The 18,589-nt window shown below is 64.2% G+C and carries 20 protein-coding genes; 12 read left to right on the forward strand and 8 right to left on the reverse strand.

What is annotated here, in order from left to right; all coding sequences use genetic code 11:
- Positions 1-2 precede the first annotated feature (2 nt).
- Positions 3-1,247 carry a M24 family metallopeptidase gene (locus LAQ58_RS13075; RefSeq protein WP_224447890.1) on the forward strand — a complete coding sequence of 415 codons (1,245 nt, stop codon included), beginning with the start codon at positions 3-5 and terminating at the stop codon, positions 1,245-1,247.
- On the opposite strand, the gene LAQ58_RS13080 is transcribed toward LAQ58_RS13075, so the two are convergent.
- Positions 1,244-1,513 (reverse strand): DUF7533 family protein, encoded by a 270-nt coding sequence (locus LAQ58_RS13080; RefSeq protein ID WP_224447891.1) that lies wholly within the window; start codon positions 1,511-1,513, stop codon positions 1,244-1,246. The genes LAQ58_RS13075 and LAQ58_RS13080 overlap by 4 nt on opposite strands.
- A 125-nt stretch (positions 1,514-1,638) precedes the next feature.
- Here LAQ58_RS13080 and LAQ58_RS13085 point away from each other — a divergent pair, with 125 nt between their 5' ends.
- A complete protein-coding gene (locus tag LAQ58_RS13085) occupies positions 1,639-2,247 on the forward strand; it encodes a riboflavin synthase (RefSeq protein WP_224447892.1) in 609 nt (202 codons plus the stop codon).
- A gap of 736 nt (positions 2,248-2,983) precedes the next feature.
- The gene (locus LAQ58_RS13090; protein ID WP_224447893.1) at positions 2,984-3,280 is read left to right on the forward strand and encodes a GYD domain-containing protein; all 297 of its coding nucleotides are present in this window, start codon (positions 2,984-2,986) and stop codon (positions 3,278-3,280) included.
- Positions 3,281-3,419: 139 nt separating this feature from the next.
- Here the strand turns inward: LAQ58_RS13090 and LAQ58_RS13095 are convergent, their stop codons facing one another.
- Together LAQ58_RS13095 and LAQ58_RS13100 are read right to left on the reverse strand one after the other, a co-directional pair.
- Positions 3,420-4,925: a carboxypeptidase M32 gene (locus tag LAQ58_RS13095; RefSeq protein ID WP_224447894.1), complete on the reverse strand. Its 1,506-nt coding sequence runs from the start codon at positions 4,923-4,925 to the stop codon at positions 3,420-3,422.
- Positions 4,926-5,370: 445 nt separating this feature from the next.
- Positions 5,371-6,897 (reverse strand): carboxypeptidase M32, encoded by a 1,527-nt coding sequence (locus LAQ58_RS13100; protein ID WP_224447895.1) that lies wholly within the window; start codon positions 6,895-6,897, stop codon positions 5,371-5,373.
- Positions 6,898-7,039: 142 nt separating this feature from the next.
- Between LAQ58_RS13100 and LAQ58_RS13105 the strand changes: the two genes are divergently transcribed.
- Positions 7,040-7,783, forward strand: coding sequence for a DNA polymerase sliding clamp (locus tag LAQ58_RS13105; RefSeq protein WP_224447896.1), 744 nt, complete (start codon positions 7,040-7,042; stop codon positions 7,781-7,783).
- A 24-nt stretch (positions 7,784-7,807) separates the two neighbouring features.
- Here the strand turns inward: LAQ58_RS13105 and LAQ58_RS13110 are convergent, their stop codons facing one another.
- Positions 7,808-8,917 carry a M20 family metallopeptidase gene (locus LAQ58_RS13110; protein ID WP_224447897.1) on the reverse strand — a complete coding sequence of 370 codons (1,110 nt, stop codon included), beginning with the start codon at positions 8,915-8,917 and terminating at the stop codon, positions 7,808-7,810.
- Between the two features lie 34 nt (positions 8,918-8,951).
- On the opposite strand from LAQ58_RS13110, the gene LAQ58_RS13115 reads away from it, so the two are divergent.
- The 3 genes from LAQ58_RS13115 to LAQ58_RS13125 all read left to right on the forward strand — a co-directional run bounded on the left by LAQ58_RS13115 (position 8,952) and on the right by LAQ58_RS13125 (position 10,192).
- Positions 8,952-9,281: a hypothetical protein gene (locus tag LAQ58_RS13115; RefSeq protein WP_224447898.1), complete on the forward strand. Its 330-nt coding sequence runs from the start codon at positions 8,952-8,954 to the stop codon at positions 9,279-9,281.
- Positions 9,282-9,375: 94 nt separating this feature from the next.
- Positions 9,376-9,621: a hypothetical protein gene (locus LAQ58_RS13120; RefSeq protein ID WP_224447899.1), complete on the forward strand. Its 246-nt coding sequence runs from the start codon at positions 9,376-9,378 to the stop codon at positions 9,619-9,621.
- Position 9,622: 1 nt separating this feature from the next.
- On the forward strand, positions 9,623-10,192 hold the full coding sequence (locus tag LAQ58_RS13125; RefSeq protein ID WP_224447900.1) for a DUF2243 domain-containing protein: 570 nt from the start codon (positions 9,623-9,625) through the stop codon (positions 10,190-10,192).
- Positions 10,193-10,200: 8 nt separating this feature from the next.
- Here LAQ58_RS13125 and LAQ58_RS13130 read toward each other — a convergent pair whose 3' ends face one another.
- Together LAQ58_RS13130 and LAQ58_RS13135 are read right to left on the reverse strand one after the other, a co-directional pair.
- Positions 10,201-10,407: a hypothetical protein gene (locus tag LAQ58_RS13130; protein WP_224447901.1), complete on the reverse strand. Its 207-nt coding sequence runs from the start codon at positions 10,405-10,407 to the stop codon at positions 10,201-10,203.
- 71 nt (positions 10,408-10,478) lie between these two features.
- Complete coding sequence (locus LAQ58_RS13135; protein WP_224447902.1) at positions 10,479-11,300, reverse strand: manganese catalase family protein; 822 nt, start codon at positions 11,298-11,300, stop codon at positions 10,479-10,481.
- Between the two features lie 246 nt (positions 11,301-11,546).
- Here LAQ58_RS13135 and LAQ58_RS13140 point away from each other — a divergent pair, with 246 nt between their 5' ends.
- Entirely contained in the window at positions 11,547-13,430 is a 1,884-nt protein-coding gene (locus tag LAQ58_RS13140; protein ID WP_224447903.1) for a PINc/VapC family ATPase, read from the forward strand.
- Between the two features lie 144 nt (positions 13,431-13,574).
- Here LAQ58_RS13140 and LAQ58_RS13145 read toward each other — a convergent pair whose 3' ends face one another.
- Positions 13,575-13,856 (reverse strand): MarR family transcriptional regulator, encoded by a 282-nt coding sequence (locus LAQ58_RS13145; RefSeq protein ID WP_058580594.1) that lies wholly within the window; start codon positions 13,854-13,856, stop codon positions 13,575-13,577.
- 333 nt (positions 13,857-14,189) lie between these two features.
- Here LAQ58_RS13145 and LAQ58_RS13150 point away from each other — a divergent pair, with 333 nt between their 5' ends.
- The 4 genes from LAQ58_RS13150 to LAQ58_RS13165 all read left to right on the forward strand — a co-directional run bounded on the left by LAQ58_RS13150 (position 14,190) and on the right by LAQ58_RS13165 (position 18,016).
- Positions 14,190-14,504 carry an EMC6-like membrane protein gene (locus LAQ58_RS13150; RefSeq protein WP_224447904.1) on the forward strand — a complete coding sequence of 105 codons (315 nt, stop codon included), beginning with the start codon at positions 14,190-14,192 and terminating at the stop codon, positions 14,502-14,504.
- The gene (locus LAQ58_RS13155) at positions 14,504-16,321 is read left to right on the forward strand and encodes a ribosome biogenesis/translation initiation ATPase RLI (protein WP_224447905.1); all 1,818 of its coding nucleotides are present in this window, start codon (positions 14,504-14,506) and stop codon (positions 16,319-16,321) included. The genes LAQ58_RS13150 and LAQ58_RS13155 overlap by 1 nt, the downstream gene beginning before the upstream one ends.
- A 122-nt stretch (positions 16,322-16,443) precedes the next feature.
- Complete coding sequence (locus LAQ58_RS13160; protein WP_224447906.1) at positions 16,444-17,439, forward strand: DUF7972 family membrane protein; 996 nt, start codon at positions 16,444-16,446, stop codon at positions 17,437-17,439.
- A 115-nt stretch (positions 17,440-17,554) separates the two neighbouring features.
- Positions 17,555-18,016, forward strand: a complete 462-nt coding sequence (locus LAQ58_RS13165; protein ID WP_224447907.1) for a YbhB/YbcL family Raf kinase inhibitor-like protein — start codon at positions 17,555-17,557, stop codon at positions 18,014-18,016.
- Between the two features lie 41 nt (positions 18,017-18,057).
- Here the strand turns inward: LAQ58_RS13165 and LAQ58_RS13170 are convergent, their stop codons facing one another.
- On the reverse strand, positions 18,058-18,579 hold the full coding sequence (locus LAQ58_RS13170) for an archaemetzincin family Zn-dependent metalloprotease (RefSeq protein WP_224447908.1): 522 nt from the start codon (positions 18,577-18,579) through the stop codon (positions 18,058-18,060).
- Positions 18,580-18,589: the final 10 nt, after the last annotated feature.

Raw genomic sequence — 18,589 nt, forward strand, 5'->3', positions numbered from 1 at the left:
CGATGGCCGACGATTCGAGAACCGCGTCGGGAGAACCGGACGCACGAACGTCGGGACAGGACGCGCCCGCCGCATCGTGGCCGGACCAACCGAGTACCGACTACGAGTTTCTCGAAGCGGCGCTCGCCGAAACCGGTACAGAGGCGTTCGTTCACGTCGGCGACCGCTTCGACGACGACTTGCGCTATCTCACGCGATTCTCAGGACCCGACCGTGACTACGCGTTCGTCTTCGTCGGCGACGCGGGAGACGGCGACGAGCCCACCACGACGCTCTGTGCGCCCGCCCTCTTCGAAGAACAGGCGGAGCGCGAGTTCCCCGGCGACGAAGTCCGGATGGCCGGCGTCGGCGACCCGGCGGGCGAGCGCGCCTGCACCGTGCTCGACGACGCGCTCGGCGGCGACGGGACCGTGCTCGTCCCACAGGGGATTCCGCACGACGCCGCGGTTTACCTCGAACGCGGGGGCTACGAACTGCGTTCGACGAGCGCCGTCGCTGACGGGCGAGCGGTGAAGACAGACGAGGAGTTAGACTGCCTCCGTCGCGTCCAGCGGGCGACGGCCCGCGGGATGGCGCGGGCGGAGACGATTCTGGCGGAATCGACGCCGGAGGGCGACGAACTGTACTGGGAGGGCGCGCCGCTGTCGACCGAACGCCTGCGCCGACAGGTGAACGCCACCTTGGCTGGTTACGGCGTCCGCGACGCGGGCAACACCGTCGTCGGCGCGGGGCCGTCGTGCGCGGACCTGCACTTCACCGGGATAGACGACATCGCGCCGGGTGAGACAGTGCTTCTCGACATCTCGCCGCGCGGGCCGCACGGCTACTACGGCGACCTGACGCGGACGTTCGTCGTCGACGGCGACGGCGGGTGGGAGCGCCGCGCGTACGTCGCCGTCGAAGCCGCGCAGCGGGCGGCGTTCGACGAACTCAACGCGGGCGCGGGAGTCGCGGCGAGTACGGTCCACGAGGAGGCCGCCGCCGAAATCGCCGCCTACGGCTTCTCGGTCGGCAACGAACCCGGGTTCACCCACGGGACGGGCCACGGCGTCGGCATGAGCCTCCACGAAGCGCCGTCGCTGCGGGCGGACGATGCGTTGCAAGCGGGGATGGTCGTCACGGTGGAACCGGGCGTCTACGACTCGACGCAGGGCGGTGTCCGAATCGAGGATCTGGTCGTGGTGACGGAGGACGGCTACGACGTTCTCGCCGAGTATCCGACACACATCGTCCCTCGGAAACGCTAATCCTGGTTTTCGCGCTGCTCGTTCTTCTCGCTCTTCTCGGGCGACTTGACCGCCGTACCGACGGCCTTCTCGGCGGCTTTGCCGGGGATGTCGTCGGGCGTCGTGACGTAGCGCGGAACGAGCACCATCGCGGCGGCGACGGCCAAGAGGGCGACACCGAAGAGCGTCTCCCCGCTCGCGAGCTGTTCGACGCCGTACACCGCCACCGGGATGGCGAAAACGAGCGTCGCGGCCAGTCCCACCGTGTCCAAGATTCCGAGCGCCATTACTCGCGGAGTGTCGGTCCGCGGGCAAAAGCGCGCCGGGTCGGTCGTCGCCCGTCACCCGTCGTTCGGTCGAGGGTCGGGGGGCGAACACAACGTTTTCACGCCGTTACCGCCAATCCCGCGCTATGTTCACCGGAATCGTCGAGCGAACCGGCGAAGTGACGGCAGTCGAAGACGCCGAGGGCGGGCGTCGCCTCCGCATCCGCGCGCCAGGCTTTTCCGACTTACACCACGGCCAGTCCATCAGCGTCAGCGGCGTCTGTCTCACCGTCGAGGAGTTTGAGAACGCGGGCGAGGACGCGTGGTTCTCGGTGTTCCTCGCCGCGGAGACGGTCGACAAGACGTATCTGGGAGAAGTCGAGGCGGGCGAGCTTGTGAACCTCGAACGCGCGCTCGCCGCGGATGGGCGTTTCGACGGCCACGTGGTGCAGGGTCACGTCGACGCGACGACGGAGGTGACTGCGATAGAGCAGGTAGGCGACGACTGGCGCTTCGAGTTCGCGATGCCCGAGGGGATGGGCCAGTACGTCGTCTCGAAGGGGTCGGTTACGTTGGACGGAATTAGCCTGACCGTGGCCGAGCGGACGCCGGAGATGATTTCTGTTGCGATTATCCCGACGACGTACGAACTGACGACGCTCTCGGAGAAGTCGGTCGGTAACTCGGTTCACGTCGAAGTCGACGTGATGGCGAAGTACGTCGAGAACATGCTGGAGAGGTATCAGCCGGAATAGTATCGGTCGGAGTAGCGTTGATATGTGGATGGGGGGGAGTCCTCTCGTACGACCAACTGGTTCCAGCGAGTCGAAGGCGACTGCCGAGTCACAACGAGATGACCGCACTAACAACCTCGGCCCTCCCAGCCTCGTCGGGCGCATGAACGCGCCCGACTCCACCGGAAGAGCGGAACCCCTTCCGAGCCTGCGCTCACACCGTTCGCGCAGACCTCGCATGGGAACGGCGCGGACAGAGCCGCACCGTGGCGCGCGCCGGAGCGCTCCTCGGTGAGCGCGACGAATGCGCGAGGTCTTCGGGAGCGAAGCGGCCGAAGTCTGCAGATATCTACGATTTCTGCGATACGACAAACGCTCCGCGTTTGTCAGTAGCTCGGAGCGACAGAGTCGCTCCGGTGGACGACTGAGCAAGCGCGGAGCGCGAGCTAATGAGTCGGCTGGGGAGGGTGTGGCTGTCTCAGTGTGTCTGGCTACCGTGTCGTCACGACCTGACCAGAGACGGCTACGAAAACCGAATCAAACTCTAAACCCGCTCTGTCGAGATTCTCATTTTCTGACAGTCCGTTGAGGCCGTGCTGAATACTGGGCGCGTATCTACCGAATTTCGTATAGTCTGCTACAGTGTAGCAAACTGCTATCGCAGTGGCGGACTTACTGTATCAAGGTGCGTCTTGGCCCGTCGAACCATCGGGAGACGAGTGATGTCGGCTCAGACGCCCACATAGGAGGACTTTCAATGCCAACTTTTGTCATGCTGTTCAACCTGACTCAGAAAGGCACAGAAAACATCGATCAGAGTCCCGATCGGCTCGAAAAACTCAAAGAGAGAACCGAATCCTTGGGCGGCGAATTCAAGGACTTCTACATGACGTTCGGACAGTACGACTTCGTGTACATCGCTGAGCTACCTGATGATCAAGCAGCCGCACACCTTGCACTCACATACGGGAAGGGCGGTGCTGGCGAAACCGAGACACTCAAAGCCTTCACAGAAGACGAATATCGCGATGTCATCGCCAATCTCCCTGAGTAGACCGGCCGCTTGCACAGGGTAGTCCACAATTAGACACTCCTATTTCTCTCGGATTGATGAATTCATCCTCTCTATTCAGCACGCCACACCCATCAAATTCTGAGGATTTTAACAACGCCTCTAAAACGACGTAAACGACCTACAACCCGTACAGCGCCTCGAACTTCTCGGTCACGTACTCGGAGAAGTACTCCGCCGTCAACGGCTCGCCTGTCGCCTCTACAATCAGTTCGTCCGTCGGGTAGCGCTTCCCGTGACTGTGAACGTTCTCGGTGAGCCAGTCCCACAGCGGCTCGAACTCGCCCTCGCGAATCATCCCGTCGACGTCGTCGAACTCCTCGCGGATGGTCGCGTCCAACTGCGCGGCGAAAACACTGCCAATCGTATAGTTCTGGAACGACGCAAACCAACTCGACCAGTGGATGTCTTGCAGACAGCCCTCCGCGTCGCTGTCGGGGCGGATGCCGAGGTACTCCTCGAACGTGTCGCCCCAGACCTGCGGCACGTCCTCCACGTCGATCTCTCCGGCGACGAGCTGGCGCTCGATCTCGAAGCGGAGTATGATATGCAGGTGGTAGGTGGCTTCGTCGGCCTCCACCCGGATGAGATTGTCCGGCTTGATGCGATTGGCGGCGGCGTAGGCGCTTTCCGCAGTTACGTCGTCGGCGTCGGGCAAGTTGGATTTGACCTCGGACAGGAAAAAGTTCCAGAAAGCACGGGTTCGGCCGACGTGATTCTCCCAGTACCGGGATTGGGACTCGTGGATGCCGCTGCTGACCGACTCGCCGAGCGGCGTCGCGTACTGCTCGTCGGGCAGGCCGAGTTGGTAGGAGGCGTGGCCGAACTCGTGGATGGTCGCCATCAGCGCGTCGAGCGGGTCGTCGTCGTGGTAGCGCGTCGTCACGCGGGCGTCGAACTGCGTGCCGAAGGTGAAGGGGTGCGCGGAGGTGTCGAGTCGCCCGCGCTCCTCGGGGTAGCCGAAGGCGTCGAGCGCCGCCTCAGAGAGTGCCTGCTGCGCTTCGTCGGGGTACGTGCTCGTGAAGGGCGTCGGGAGGTCGTCACCGTTCTTCCGGACGTTTTCGATGAGCGGAATCAGGGTCTCGCGGAGGTCGTCGAACACCTCCTCCACCTTGGAGAGCGGGAGGTGCGGTTCGCGGTCCTCGAACATCACTTCGAACGGGTCGCGGTCGGGGTCGATGTGCTCGGCGCGCTCGCGGTGGAGGTCCAGCAGTCGTTGGAGGTGCGGCGCGAACGCGTCGAAGTCGTCGTTCTCCTTCGCTTCTTGCCACGCTTCGTGCGCCTCCGCCTGCGCCTTTGTGAGGTCCTCGACGAGGTCGCTCGGCACGTTCGCGGCGCGCTCGTGTTGGCGTCGCACCTCGCAGACGACGGCCTGTTCGTCGTCGTCGAGTTCTGATTCGTCGACCGCGCCGAGCGCTTCCGTGAGGTCGTCGCTAGTCAGGAGGTCGTGGTGAACCGCGGAGAGCGCGGACTGCTGCTCGGCGCGGGCGGGCGCGCCGCCTTTCGGCATCATCACGTGCTGGTCCCACATGAGGTAGCCAGAGGCGTGGTCGACGTTCGAGATGCGCCTGTACTGGTCGAGGAGGTCGTCGTACGCCTCGGCCGTCGTCTCGTGAGTCGATGACATATCCCGTGGTTGTCCGGAGAGCGTATGAACGTCCGGGCACCGGCAGTTCGCGTTTTTCGAATAGAGGGATGAGGACTGTAGCGAGGCGTTTTGTCGCGTTCGGTTAGTCGAGAGGCAGACGACTGCTGCCGAAATGAGATGACCGCACCGCCACCGCCTGCCTCGGCCCTCCCCAGCCTCGTCGGGCGCATAAACGCGCCCGACTCCCTCGCGCATTTGTCAGGCGGACAGAGCCGCCCTCTGGCGCGCGTCGGAGCGCCGGTTCATCGGCGCGAAAAACGTGCGAGGGGTGACTGAGCGAGCGCTACAGTGCGAGCGAAGGAGTCGGTTGGGGAGAATGAGGTATCTCGGTGCGCCCGGCAACCGTGCGGTAGTCGCTACACCGAATCCAAGTTCACCAACGAAAAACCGAACCTGACGAAAGAAAACAGCCGACTGAGACGACCTACGCCGAATCGAGGTCGTACAGTTCGCCGTACTTCTCGGTAACGTAGTCGAGGAAGTAGTCGGCGACGAAATCCTCGCCCGTCGCCTCTACGACGAGGTCGTTCGTCTCGTAGCGCTGTCCGTGGCTGTGGACGTTCTCGGTGAGCCACTCGTGGAGGTCGTCGAACTCGCCGCTGCGAATCTGCCCCTCTAGGTCGTCGATCTCCTCCTCAGCGGCCGCGAACAGCTGTGCGGCCATCACGCTACCGAGCGAGTACGTCGGGAAGTAGCCGAAGTTGCCGTGGCTCCAGTGGATGTCCTGCAGGCAGCCCTCCGAATCCGTCTCGGGGCGGATGCCGAGGTACTCCTCGTACTTGTCGTTCCACACTTCAGGGACGTCCTCGACGTCGAGTTCGCCCGAGATGAGCATCCGCTCGATCTCGAAGCGGATGACGATGTGCATGTGGTAGGTGAGCTCGTCCGCCTCGACGCGGATCAGGTTGTCCTCGTACACCTGGTTCGCCGCCTCGTACGCCTCCTCGACGGTCACGTCGTCGGACTGCGGGAACTGCTGTTGGAAGGTCGGCAGGAACAGCTCCCAGAACGCCTTCGAGCGGCCGACGTGGTTCTCCCACAGCCGCGACTGTGACTCGTGGACCGAGAGGTCGCGCGCCTCGCCCAGCGGCGTGCCGTACGCCTCGTCCGGCAGGCCGTGGGTGTACGTCGCGTGGCCGAACTCGTGGATAGTCGAGAACACTGCACCAAGCGGGTCGGACTCGTCGAAGCGCGTCGTCACGCGCGCGTCGAACGTCGTCCCGGTGGAGAACGGGTGCGGCGCGACGTCGATGCGGCCGCGCTCCCACGGGTAGCCGAGTGTGTCGAGCGTCTTCCGCGAGAGCTCCATCTGCTCGTCCTCGTCGAACGTCCCGGCGAAGGCGTCCGTCGCGAGGTCCGTCTCGGACTCGCGAATCTCCGCGATCATCGGGACGAGCGTTTCACGAACTTCGTCGAGGATTTCCTCCGCCTGTTCGAGCGGGAGGTACGGCTCGAACTCCGCGAACAGCACCTCGTAGGGGTCTCTGTCCGGGTCGACGTGCTCGGCGTACTCGCGCTGGAGTTCGACGTGGCGTTCGAGCAGCGGCGCGAACTTCGAAAAGTCGTTTTCGGCTTTCGCCTCCTTCCACGCGGGCAGCGCCTCGGAGGACGTCTCCGAGATCTCCTGGACGAGTTCGGTCGGCACGCGCGCGGCACGCTCGTACTCGCGGCGCACTTCGCGGACGACGGCCGCCTGCTCGTCCGAAAGCTCCTCGCCCTCCAACTCCTCGAGCAGTTCGCCGATGCCGTCGTCGACGAGCAGTTCGTGGCTGATAGCCGACAGCGTCGACAGCTGCTGGGAGCGCGCGGGCGTCCCCTCGTCGGGCATCATCACCTGCTGGTCCCAGCCGAGCACGCCCGCCGCGTTCTGGACGTTCGAAATTCGCTTGACTTTCTGGACGAGTTCGCCGTACGCGTCCGGCGCGGACTCCGTGGAGGCTTCGGTTGCCATGGTCTACCCTTTCGAATCGATACTAATTAAACGGATGTTTCCGGCCGTCGGGACCGGTTCGTCGCCGGGTCCGACTGTCCGTTCACCTTCACTTTCACTCCGGCTGGCTCGCGTTTATGACTCTCGTCTGAGACGATCGCGTATGTTCACGGCAGTTGCGAGCGCCGACGCGCTCTCGAAGACGCTCGACCCCGTCGGCGTGCTCGTCGACGAGTGCAAGATTCGCCTCGACGAGGACGGTCTCCGAATCTCGGCGATGGACCCCGCGACCGTCGGTGTGGTCGAACTCTCGCTCGAAGCGGGTGCATTCGAATCCTACGAGGCCGACGGCGGCGTCGTCGGCGTCGACGTAGACCGACTCGACGACGTGGTCGAGATGGCCGACACGGGCCAACTCGTCCACCTCGAACTCGACGCGGAGACGCGTCAACTCCGGATTCGAATCGGCGGACTGGAGTACACCCTCGCGCTCGTCGACCCCGACGCCATCCGGCAGGAACCGGACCTCGACTCGATAGAGTTGCCCGCCAGCGCCGTCGTCGAGGGTCGGCAGTTCGGGCGGGCGATAGATGCCGCGGAGATGGTTTCGAACCACGTCGCCGTCGGCGTCGACGAAGTCGAGGAACAGCTGTACGTGAACGCGGAGGGTGATGTGGACAGCGTCCACTACGAACTGCCCGCGGACGACCTCGTCGACTTCCAGCCTGCATCTGCCCACTCGCTGTTCTCGCTCGACTACCTCACCGAGATGAACCGCGTCGTTCCCGATGACGCGGCGGTGACGCTCGAACTCGGCGAGGAGTTCCCGATGCGACTCGGGTACGAGTTCGCCGACGGGGAGGGAAAAGCGCTGTACTTCTTGGCTCCACGGATACAGAGTCGGTGACCGTCTCTAACCCCGGTACGACCGCTACACCGACTCCGCCGCGTTCCGGTAGATGCGATAACACCGCTCCAGCACGTCCAGTCCGACGCTCTCCGTCTTCGTGTGCGCCTCGCCGGGTTCGGACGCGCCGCAGACGACGCAGGTCGTCCCGGCCTGCGCCAACCACCCGGCGTCCGTCGCGTGCGGTTTCGTCACCAACTCGGGGTCGCCGTCTTGGGCGTCTTTCGCCGCCTCCAACACGGAGTCGGCGAACGTCTCGTCGTCGCAATCCATCGGCGGCAGGTCCTGGTCGACGGTCCACGTGATGCCCTCGATTTCCTCGACGCGCTCCAGTTCGGCGCGGACGCCCGGCACGGTCCGCTCGTCGACGATAATCTCGCACTCGTCGGGGATGACGTTCCACGCCGTCCCGCCGTCGATGCCGGTGACCGCGACAGTTCCTCGTAGCTGTTCGCCGAACACCTCGACTTCGGGAAACTCCAGTTCCCGCACGATATCGATGGCGTCCGACGCCCGGTAGATGGCATTCTCGCCCGCCTCGGGCTCGCTGGCGTGCGCCGCCGACCCGCGGGCGACGAGGGTGCTCGCGCGGCGACCCTTATGTGCGACCACCACGTCAGTGACGCCCGGTTTCGAGTAGTTCGTTGAGCCCTCGGCGACGATGGCGTAGTCGGGCGCGAAGCCCTCGTCGATGGCCACTCGTGCACCCGTCCCGCCGATCTCCTCGCCGACGAAACTCGCGAAGACGAGTTCGCAACTCGGATCGGCGTCGCGGAACGCGAGCATCGACGCCGCCACCGCACCTTTCATGTCGGCCGACCCGCGGCCGTACAGTCGGCCGTCGCGTTCCTTGACGACGTACTCTTCGCCGTCGAGTTGCGACGGCGCGGGCGGGACCACGTCGTGGTGGCCGACGAGCGCCAGCGAGGGCGCGTCGTCGCGACCGTCTCCGTCGCCCGGTCCCTTGCGGGCGATTACGTTGCCCGCGCTGTCGCGGGTCACGTTTCCGTCGGTGTGTTCGTGGAGCCAGTCCTCGATGGCGTCGCCCGCGGCGGTTTCGTCCTCGTGGCTCGGTATCGAGACAAGTTCCCGCGTCAGCGTCGTTACGTCGTCCGTGCCGCCCGTATCGTCCATATCGTGCGGTAGCGGGTGACGACGTAATAAGGGGTTGTGTGTAACGGCAAAGCGGCTATTCACGTCGAAACGGGAGTTCGGATATGGGAGACGACACCGAACCGAGAACGAACCCGACAACGAACCGGACGAACACGAGGGGGAGAACTGTGAAGGAGCGGAGACGACGGGCGAAATCGATGACCCGCCGAGCGAGGAGCGCAGCGACTCGCTCATCGAACAGACGATGATGGACTCCGACGCGGAGACGCACGACGCCGCGGCGGTCGAACCCGGCGAGTCCGTCGGCGAGGACGACGAAAACGAGGGGAACGAAGTCGGCGAAGGCGAGGGGAACGAGTCGGAGCGTCGAACGAGTGAGTAGGACCGACGACTGACGGGAGTGCCGTCGTCGAGACGCCCACGTTGTAAGAACCAGCATCGCCACTAACTGACTCCTCGTCGTTCGTTTCCACGGCATGAGCGACGACGACCATACCGACGAGAACCGAGACAACGAGGAGGAGACGCAGGGAGACTACGGCGGGGAGGAGGACACCCAGTACGGCGAAGACGACCAGAACCAGTACGCCGGCGACGACGACGATGGCGACGAAAGTTCGGACGAGTCGGAGGCGCAGGGAGACAACGAAGACGACGAGGCGTCCGACGAGGAGTGGGTGGAGTCCGAACACGAGAACCCGGACGACGCAGAGGAAGGCTGACGTGGCCGAGTCGCAGGACACCGGTCGCTTCGAGCGACACGAGGAGACGGGACGCCCCGCCCGAACGGCGGCGAACGTCGAGGAGACTACCGACCGACCGCTGCTCCGCGCCGGGGCGGTACTCGGCTTCGGTCTCGGGGGTCTCGTCGACGTGCTGATCTTTCATCTCGTGCTGCGGACGCACCACCTCATCTCGGGATGGGTACCGCCGACGACGCCGCAGGCGCTGCAGTTGAACCTCCTCGCGGATGGGGCGTTCTCGCTTCTGATGCTGGCTATCATGGCCGTCGGCTTCGGGATGCTCTGGAAGACGGCCGAGCGGCCGGAGGTGCCGTGGTCCGCCGGGCTGTACGCGGGGGCCGTCGTCGTCGGGATGGCGATATTCAACCTCTACGACGGCATCGTCGACCACTATATTCTGGAGATGCACCACGTGACACAGGGACTTCAGCCGGACGTGTTCGATCTCCTGTGGCTCGTCGGAAGCGTCGTCTTGCTGGTCGCGGGCCTGCTCGTTGTTCGCGCGGAGCGCAAGGAGGATGGGACGCCGCCGGGCGACGGGCAATTGTGAGCGTCGGATTACTCTGCGTTCGTCTGTCGTCGGTTGCCACCGCCCGAATTCACGACAGCTATCGTGTCGATGAGAATCGCGAAGACGGCGATTGTTGCGCCGAGAATCACAATCAGTTCTCCGCGATACGCCCCTAAGTCGAGCAGTTGACGAGAGATACCGAATGCGATGACGACGATACCAAATCTGTAGCCGTTTGCTTCGAGGGGACCCATCGGCTACGTCTGCAAATCGACACGATATCAAACTGCTGAAAAATGAGTCCGTCGCAGGCGAACGCTCGTCGCTATTCGCCGCTCGGCTTGTTGTACATCTCGTCGATGACTTCCTCGAGGTCGGGCATCCCGCCGCCGGGTTGCTCCGAGCGGAAGGAGAACTCGCCCTTCCCGTCGGGCGACTGCCCCTGCGTCCACCGCTGGTCGGGGTCCTCACGCTGCTCACGGAACGTGGACATGAAGTCGTAGTTCACGTCCTGGTTCTCCTTCTCCTGCGGGAAGCTCGCCGGCACCGGAATGTGGTCTTCCATCGTCTCGAGCGCCGCGTGCCACTGGTTCTGGTGCATCGTGTCGCGGGCGATGAGGTACGCGAGCATGTCCTTCATCCCCGGGTCGTCGGTCATCTCGTACAGCCGCGTCGCGAGCAGGCGGCCCGTCGACTCCGCCATCACGTTGGCGTACATGTCGGCGGCAAGGTTGCCGGAGGCGACGACGTAGCCGCCATTGAACGGAACGCCGTTACTGTCGACCGGCATCGCGTGCAGGCCCGCCGAGAGCGCCTGCCGGGGCTGACCGCCGCTCATCATCGCGTCGATGACGGCGTCGTTCTCGCGCGCCTCCTCGCGCATGTGCTCGGGCGCGCCTTCGAGGTTCTTCGCCACCGCCGTCGCGAGCATCTCGATGTGCCCCAACTCTTCGGCGGCCGTCTCCATCAGCAGCGTTCGGTACTCCTGTTTGTCGGCGGGGACGGCGAACGCCTGAAACATGTACTGCAGCGCGACGCGCATCTCTCCCTCCGCGCCGCCGATTGCCTGCTGGAGCATCTTCGCGAAGTACGGGTCCGGCTCTTCGACTTCGACTTCGTACTGGAGTTCGGGCTCGTGGTAGAACACACGGTGTGGGCCACGAGCAGTGACAACAAACGGTAGCTTGTGCATTCAACACGGTTTGGACCTGAAATTCGCCGGACGCGAGCGGTCTCCGTACGGAGGCGAAGACGTGCTGCACGTCGGAAAAACGACGAGGGCGACGAACGCTGCGGGCGACGACTGGACGAAAAACAACGAACGCTGCAGGCGACGATGCGGCGACGCCTGCCGCTTAAACACTCTTATGACGCTCCCGGACGGAGTGTGGATATGAACATCGTCCCGGACACGAGCGCGGTCATCGACGGCCGCGTGTCCGAACGAGTAGAGAGCGGGGCGTACGACGGCGTGACCGTCCTTGTCCCCGAGGCGGTGGTCGGCGAACTGGAGTCGCAGGCCAACGCCGGCTACGACAGCGGCTGGGAGGGTCTCGAAGAGTTGCAGAAACTCGCGACGTACGTCGACGAGGGCGTCATCGAGGTCGAGTTCGTCGGTCGTCGCCCCTCGGGGGACGAACAGAACGCCGCCCACGAGGGCGACGTCGACGCGCTCATCCGCGACCTCGCCGACGACTACGACGCGACGCTTCTAACGAGCGACGTAGTGCAAGCCGAGGTCGGACGCGCGAAAGGAATCGAAGTCGAGTACGTCGAACCGCGCATCCGCGGCGGCGAGAGCCTCGCCATCGAGGAGTTTTTCGACGACGAGACGATGAGCGTCCACCTGAAGGCGGGGACGAAGCCGAAGGCCAAGCGCGGCGCGCTCAGCGATATGCACTACGAGATCATCTCCGACGAGGTCTCCGACGAGGTGCAGATGAAAGAGTGGGCCGACGACATCGAACAGAGCGCCCGCTCCAGCAACCAGGGCTTCATCGAACTGTCCGAACCGGGGATGAAGATCGTCCAGTTCCGCAACTACCGCATCGCCGTCGCCCGCCCGCCCTTCTCCGACGGCATCGAGATCACGGCGGTGCGACCCATCGCGAAGACAAGCCTCGAAGATTACGAGTTCGTCAACGAACTGAAAGAGCGCCTGCTCGAACGCCAGCGCGGCGTCCTCATCTCCGGAGCGCCGGGTGCCGGGAAGTCGACGTTCGCGCAGGCCGTCGCGGAGTTCCTCAACAACAACGATTACGCGGTCAAGACGATGGAGAAACCGCGCGACCTGCAGGTCGGTCCCGAGATTACGCAGTACACCGCCCTCGGCGGGCAGATGGAGAAGACCGCCGACTCGCTCCTGCTCGTCCGCCCTGACTACACCATCTACGACGAGGTTCGGAAGACGAACGACTTCTCGGTGTTCGCGGACATGCGACTGGCGGGCGTCGGCATGGTCGGCGTCGTCCACGCGACGCGCGCTATCGACGCGCTCCAGCGCCTCATCGGCCGGGTCGAACTCGGCATGATTCCGCAGGTCGTCGACACCGTCGTCTACATCGAAGCCGGGCAGGTCCACACGGTGTACGACGTGACGACGCAGGTGAAAGTGCCCGAGGGGCTCACCGCCGAGGACCTCGCGCGCCCCGTCATTCAGGTGCGAAACTTCGAGACCGGTCGCCCCGAGTTCGAGATATACACGTTCAACCGCCAGGTCGTCACCGTCCCGCTGGGCGAGGACGGCGGCAGCAACGAGTCGAGCGTCGGCCGAATCGCCAAACAGGAGATAGAGCGCGAGATACGCTCCATCGCCCGTGGTCACGTCGACGTCGAACTCAAAGGCCAGAACCGCGCGGCGGTGTACGTCGAGGAGGACGACATCTCCTACGTCATCGGGAAAGGCGGCGGCCGTATCACCGACATCGAGGAGCGACTCGGCATCGACATCGACGTGCGAACCCACGACGAGAACCCGAAGATGGGGTCGGCGGGAGGATCGGCAGGGTCGTCGGGAAACGGTAGCGGCGGCGCAGGCGGCCGGATCGGCGAACCCGAGGGCGAGGTGGTGACGCCCGAAATCACCTCGCGACACATCGTCGTCCGGATGGACGGCCACGTCGGCGAGACGGTCGAGGTCCGCGCTGGTGGCGAGTACCTGTTCACCGCGACGGTCGGCCGCGGCGGCGACATCCAAGTGTCGCGCGGCAGCGCCATCGCCGACGAACTGGAGAACGCCATCGACCGCAAAGAGCAGATCACTGTAGTCCCCGCATAACGGAGACTACGACGCCTCACTCGTACCACTCGCGAGCCACCGTCGTACCGGCGTAGCAAACACCGCAACTCCGCACTCGCTGTCGCTGGGGAGACAGAGAAAAATGGACGAGAGAAGAAATCGACGTTCAGCCCGGTCCGTCGATTACTGTTCTGCGGTGCAGGCTTCCGACCCGCCGTCGACAGCCGCCTTCGGTTTCTCGGTGAGTTGGTAGAGATTCTGGCGCGCGTCGGCGAAGTAGACGTCCTCGTCGACGACGCCGATGCCTTCGAGTCGTTCGAGCGCGTAGCGAACGGTCCGCGCGGAGAGCATCGACTCCTGGACGATGCCTTTCTGCGTTAGAGGGCCGTTGTATTCGAGCACTTTGAAAACGAGTTTCGCACTTGGGGGGAGGTCGTCGAGACTCTCCTGTTCTGTTCCAGCCATCGTTACGAATCGAAACGGTGCACGAGCATAAAGGTTCATGGAATGGTACGCGTCAACTCGGTGCAACGAGGGGCGCCAGATCGCGTCGGTAAGGTCGACGTTTACGAACTGTAGTCGCGGCTGAAACTGATGTTTCGACGGTGAAACCGGGGTTCGGAAGCCGTCGGTCGTCGCGTTCACCGTCGGTCGCGTCAGTGCGGACGGTCGCCGACTGACGGCCGAGGCGGTGCGGCGTATCCGACGCGAACGGGCGGACTCATCACGAGGGGGAACGGATTCCGCGCCGCCAGCCAGAGCGAACGGCTTTTGACGCCTCATATCACACGTTCGGGTATGGCGACCGAAACAGCGACCGGCCTCTCCGGCCACATGCGGGGGGTGACTGTCACGACGCTCTCGTGTCTCGCGGGCATCGGGGCGGCGTTCGTCTCCGCGATGGTCGTCGGGACGACCGTCGACGACGCCGCGAGCACGCTCTCGCTTGCCGTGTTCGGGGCGTTCGTTCTCGTGCAGTTCCCCCTGTTGCGCCTCGTCGGCGTCGACATGGACGGGTTCGGTGCGAAAGATTACCTCTACGTCGCGTTCATGACGTTCGCGCTCTGGTTCATCAGCTACACCGTGTTTCTGAGTACGGGTGTGACGTTCTAATGGCCGACGACAGCATCGCCGTGGTCGACCTCGACCGGTGTCAACCCGACCGCTGCAACTACGAGTGCTCGAACTACTGCCCGCCGAACCGGACGGGCAAGGAGTGCATCACCGTTCGCGGCGAGGACACCAAAGAGGGCGACCCCGACCAGATTCGCATCTCCGAGGAGATCTGTCTCGGCGAGACCTGCGGCATCTGCGTCGAAAAATGTCCGTTCGACGCGATCGAGATCATCAACCTGCCGCAGGAACTCACCGAGGACCCTACTCACCGCTACGGCGAGAACGCGTTCGCGCTGTACGGCCTCCCGGTCCCGGACCCGGGCAAGGTGACGGGTATCCTCGGCCCCAACGGGATCGGGAAGTCGACCGCCGTGCGGATTCTGGCCGAGGAGATAACGCCGAACCTCGGCGACTACGGCGCGGAACCCGACTGGGAGACGGTGCTCGACCGCTACCGTGGAACGGAGCTCCAGAACTACATCGAGCGCCTGATGGAGGGCGACATCACCGTCGCCCGCAAGCCGCAGTACGTTGACCAGATTCCAAAGCAGTTCGACGGGAATACCCGCGACCTGCTCGAACACACCGACGAGCGCGGCCAACTCGACTACCTCGTTGACGAACTCTCCATCGCGCCAGTGATGGACCAGTCCATCGACTCCATCTCCGGGGGCGAACTCCAGCGCGTCGCGCTGGCGGCGACGCTCGCGCGCGACGCCGACTTCTACTTCCTCGACGAGATCACGCCGTACCTCGACATCGGCCAGCGCGTGAAAGCCGCCCGCCTGATTCAGGAACTCGCCGAGGACGACGCCGACCGCTCGATGCTCGTCGTCGAACACGACCTGGCGATTCTCGACTTGCTGACGGACACGCTCCACATCGCCTACGGTGAGCCGAGCGCGTTCGGCGTCGTCACGCCGCCGAAGTCGGTCCGGAACGGCATCAACGAGTATCTGAAGGGCTACCTCACGAACGAGAACATGCGCATCCGGCCGAACGACATCACCTTCGAGGAGCACGCGCCGCGGGAAACGGCCAAGAGCGCGCCGCTCGTCGAGTATCCCGACCTGACCAAGTCGTACGGCGAGGGCGAGTTCTCGCTCGAAGTCGACAGCGGCACCATTCACCACGGTGAGGTGCTCGGCGTCGTCGGTCCCAACGGTATCGGGAAGTCGACGCTGGCGAAGATGTTCGCCGGAGAGCTCGAACCCGACGAGGGAGAGCTCGACTACCGCTTGGACATCGCCTACAAGCCGCAGTACATCGAGATCGACCAGCCGATGCGCGTCGACGTGTTCCTCTCCTCTATTACCGACGAGTTCGGCTCGTCGTACTGGAACACCGAAGTCGCGCAACCGCTCCAACTCGGCCGCATCATGGAGCAGAACCTCACCGACCTCTCCGGCGGCGAGCGCCAGCGCGTCGCCATCGCGGCCTGCCTGTCGAAGGACGCCGACCTCTACGTGCTCGACGAACCGTCGGCGCACCTCGACGTCGAACAGCGCGTGCAGGCGACGACGGCCATCCGCCGCTACGCCGAGAACCACGACGCGACGGTGCTGGTCATCGACCACGACATCTACATGATAGACCTGCTGGCGGACCGCCTGATGGTGTTCGACGGCGAACCCGCCCAGCACGGTCACGCGTCGACGCCCCAGGAGATGCGCGCCGGGATGAACGACTTCCTCTCGGACCTCGAAATCACGTTCCGCCGCGACGAGCGAACGGGACGTCCGCGCATCAACAAACCCGACAGCCAGTTGGACCGCGAGCAGAAGAAACAGGGCGAGTACTACTACGCGCCCTGACGGAGGCGGCCGGTCTTTCGACGCCACGAGTGACGACAAACGCCATCGTCGACCCGACATAGTTCTTCGCCGGACGGTTTATCCGACTGCTCGTTGCACTTCGAAATCAGGATGAGATGGCGATGAGTGACGATGGAAGCGGCAGCGGAGACGAAAGCTCGTTGAACGTCGCCGAGAGGTGGCTGTACCTCACCGGAAGTCGGCGTGTCATCACGCTCGTCGTCGTTCTCGTGGTGTTCGCCGTCGTCCGCCTGCTCACCGAGGCGGGCGTGCTCCACGTCGCGAGTGGGAGTTACCTCGCGACGCTGATGGCCAGCGGCGCGTTTTCGGGACTGCTCACGCTCATCACGGTGGTGCTCTCCATCAACCAGCTCATCCTCTCGCGGGTGTTTGGGTCGCCGTCGAGTCTCTCCGAGCAACTCGACGGCAATCTCGAGTTTCGCCGGTCGGTCGAGGAGATCGCCGACTCACCCGGCAGTCCGAACGAGCCGGGGCCGTTTCTGGCATTCATCGGCGAGACACTGCAGCGAGAGGCGGGGTCGTTCCAGGAACGACTCGCCGGGGAGGACGGGGAGCTGGCCGACGAGTTCGAGGAGTACACCACCAATCTCGTCGAGTACGGCGACCACCTCACGGAAGCGCGGTCCGACGACAGCACCGTCGACGTGCTCCTCATCTGTCTCGGCAGCGAGTACGCGCAGTATCTCGACCAGACGCGGGAGTTCGAGAACCGCCACGGTGAACGTCTCTCCGACGGCGCCGCCGAACAACTCGACGATATCCTCGGACTGCTGAAGGCGGTCGCCACCGTGCGACAGTTCTTCAAGACGCTCGCGATCCAGCAGGACCTCGCACGCCTCTCGCGTCGACTCATCTACCTCGGCGTCGCGGCGCTGTTGGTCGTCTACTGCTTCGCGCAGGTGTACAAGAGTCCCTCGTCGCTGTCGCCGACGCTCACCGCACCGACGTTGCGGTGGGTGTCGAGCGCCGTCGCCGCTGTCGTGTTCGCGCCGGTGGCGCTCCTGGTGTCGTATCTGCTCCGCGTCGCGACGCTCACGCTGTACACCGTCTCCGTCGGGTCGTTCGTCCCCCCGGAGGAGCAAATCGAGACCCCGTGACTCGTCGGTGCACTCTCGATTCGTCGTGCATTCACGATTCAGCGGTGTACTCGCGATTTGTCGATGTGTGAAAACGAGTGACAAAGATGTTGTCCGAGCACCGCCAACCTCCGGTATGTCGCTTCAACTCACGAGTCCGGCGTTCGACGACGGCGGGGCGATACCGGAACAATACGGCTACGAGAGAGAAAACGTCAACCCCCCGTTGCGCGTCGAAGGGGTACCCGACGAGACGAAGTCACTGACGCTCGTCGTCGACGACCCCGACGCCGAGCAAGTCGCCGGAAAGCTGTGGAACCACTGGCTAGTCTGGAACGTCGACCCGGACGTGTCGGAGATTCCCGAGGCGTGGTCTCCCGCACGCAACGGCGCGATAGAGGGCAAGAACGACTACGGTGAACTGGGCTACGGCGGCCCGAACCCGCCGGACCGCCCGCACCGCTACCGGTTCCGGCTGTGGGCGCTCGACCGGGAGCTCTCGTTGGTCGCGGGCGCGACGCAGCGGGAACTCGACGCGGCGATGGATGGCCACGTGCTCGAAGGCGCGTTGCTGTTGGGAACGTACGAACCGAACTGAGTGGAGAGAGAAGATAGTCGGGCGGCCGCGGCGCGTCGTGTTCAACCAAACGTCCGGCTACAGGTGCCGCAGAGGTTCTCCTCTTTCACGTCGACTTCCCGCACGGTCGGGGAGAAACTCATCACGCACTTCGAGTTGTCGCAGTGTTCGAGACCGAACGTGTGTCCAATTTCGTGGACGACCTCTTTCCGAACACGGTCGGCGAACACCTCGGAGGCCGGCTTCGTCGAGATGCCGCCGTCCGAGGAAGTCTGCAGGCGGTACGTCGAGATGACCGAACCGTTGCCATTGAGGTACGCGAGACCGAAGACGTAGTTTCGCCGACGGTAGTAGAGATCCATCGGCGTTACGCCGATGTTCTTGTCGCCGCTGCCGACACGACTCGCCAGCTCGATGAACTGCTCGGCCCGGTACTGATTTCGGCTGCGGTCGTACGCGCCCTCGGGGATGCCCTGCTCGTCGTGGACCGTCACGTCGCAGCTGTATACCGAACGCAACGCGGCGGAGGCCTCGCGCTTGACCTGCGCTGGCACGTCCCCGATGGGCACGATGTCGACAAGCATGAAAGCGGTT

Source organism: Haloprofundus salilacus (assembly GCF_020150815.1).
Lineage (GTDB): Archaea > Halobacteriota > Halobacteria > Halobacteriales > Haloferacaceae > Haloprofundus > Haloprofundus salilacus.

Coding starts and splice junctions, on each gene's coding strand:
- LAQ58_RS13145 (WP_058580594.1), bottom strand. CDS start 13,856: ATGGCTGGAACAGAACAGGAGAGTCTCGACGACCTCCCCCCAAGTGCG.
- LAQ58_RS13075 (WP_224447890.1), top strand. CDS start 3: ATGGCCGACGATTCGAGAACCGCGTCGGGAGAACCGGACGCACGAACG.
- LAQ58_RS13080 (WP_224447891.1), bottom strand. CDS start 1,513: ATGGCGCTCGGAATCTTGGACACGGTGGGACTGGCCGCGACGCTCGTT.
- LAQ58_RS13160 (WP_224447906.1), top strand. CDS start 16,444: ATGAGTGACGATGGAAGCGGCAGCGGAGACGAAAGCTCGTTGAACGTC.
- LAQ58_RS13150 (WP_224447904.1), top strand. CDS start 14,190: ATGGCGACCGAAACAGCGACCGGCCTCTCCGGCCACATGCGGGGGGTG.
- LAQ58_RS13095 (WP_224447894.1), bottom strand. CDS start 4,925: ATGTCATCGACTCACGAGACGACGGCCGAGGCGTACGACGACCTCCTC.
- LAQ58_RS13155 (WP_224447905.1), top strand. CDS start 14,504: ATGGCCGACGACAGCATCGCCGTGGTCGACCTCGACCGGTGTCAACCC.
- LAQ58_RS13085 (WP_224447892.1), top strand. CDS start 1,639: ATGTTCACCGGAATCGTCGAGCGAACCGGCGAAGTGACGGCAGTCGAA.
- LAQ58_RS13165 (WP_224447907.1), top strand. CDS start 17,555: ATGTCGCTTCAACTCACGAGTCCGGCGTTCGACGACGGCGGGGCGATA.
- LAQ58_RS13120 (WP_224447899.1), top strand. CDS start 9,376: ATGAGCGACGACGACCATACCGACGAGAACCGAGACAACGAGGAGGAG.
- LAQ58_RS13100 (WP_224447895.1), bottom strand. CDS start 6,897: ATGGCAACCGAAGCCTCCACGGAGTCCGCGCCGGACGCGTACGGCGAA.
- LAQ58_RS13090 (WP_224447893.1), top strand. CDS start 2,984: ATGCCAACTTTTGTCATGCTGTTCAACCTGACTCAGAAAGGCACAGAA.
- LAQ58_RS13170 (WP_224447908.1), bottom strand. CDS start 18,579: ATGCTTGTCGACATCGTGCCCATCGGGGACGTGCCAGCGCAGGTCAAG.
- LAQ58_RS13140 (WP_224447903.1), top strand. CDS start 11,547: ATGAACATCGTCCCGGACACGAGCGCGGTCATCGACGGCCGCGTGTCC.
- LAQ58_RS13110 (WP_224447897.1), bottom strand. CDS start 8,917: ATGGACGATACGGGCGGCACGGACGACGTAACGACGCTGACGCGGGAA.
- LAQ58_RS13105 (WP_224447896.1), top strand. CDS start 7,040: ATGTTCACGGCAGTTGCGAGCGCCGACGCGCTCTCGAAGACGCTCGAC.
- LAQ58_RS13130 (WP_224447901.1), bottom strand. CDS start 10,407: ATGGGTCCCCTCGAAGCAAACGGCTACAGATTTGGTATCGTCGTCATC.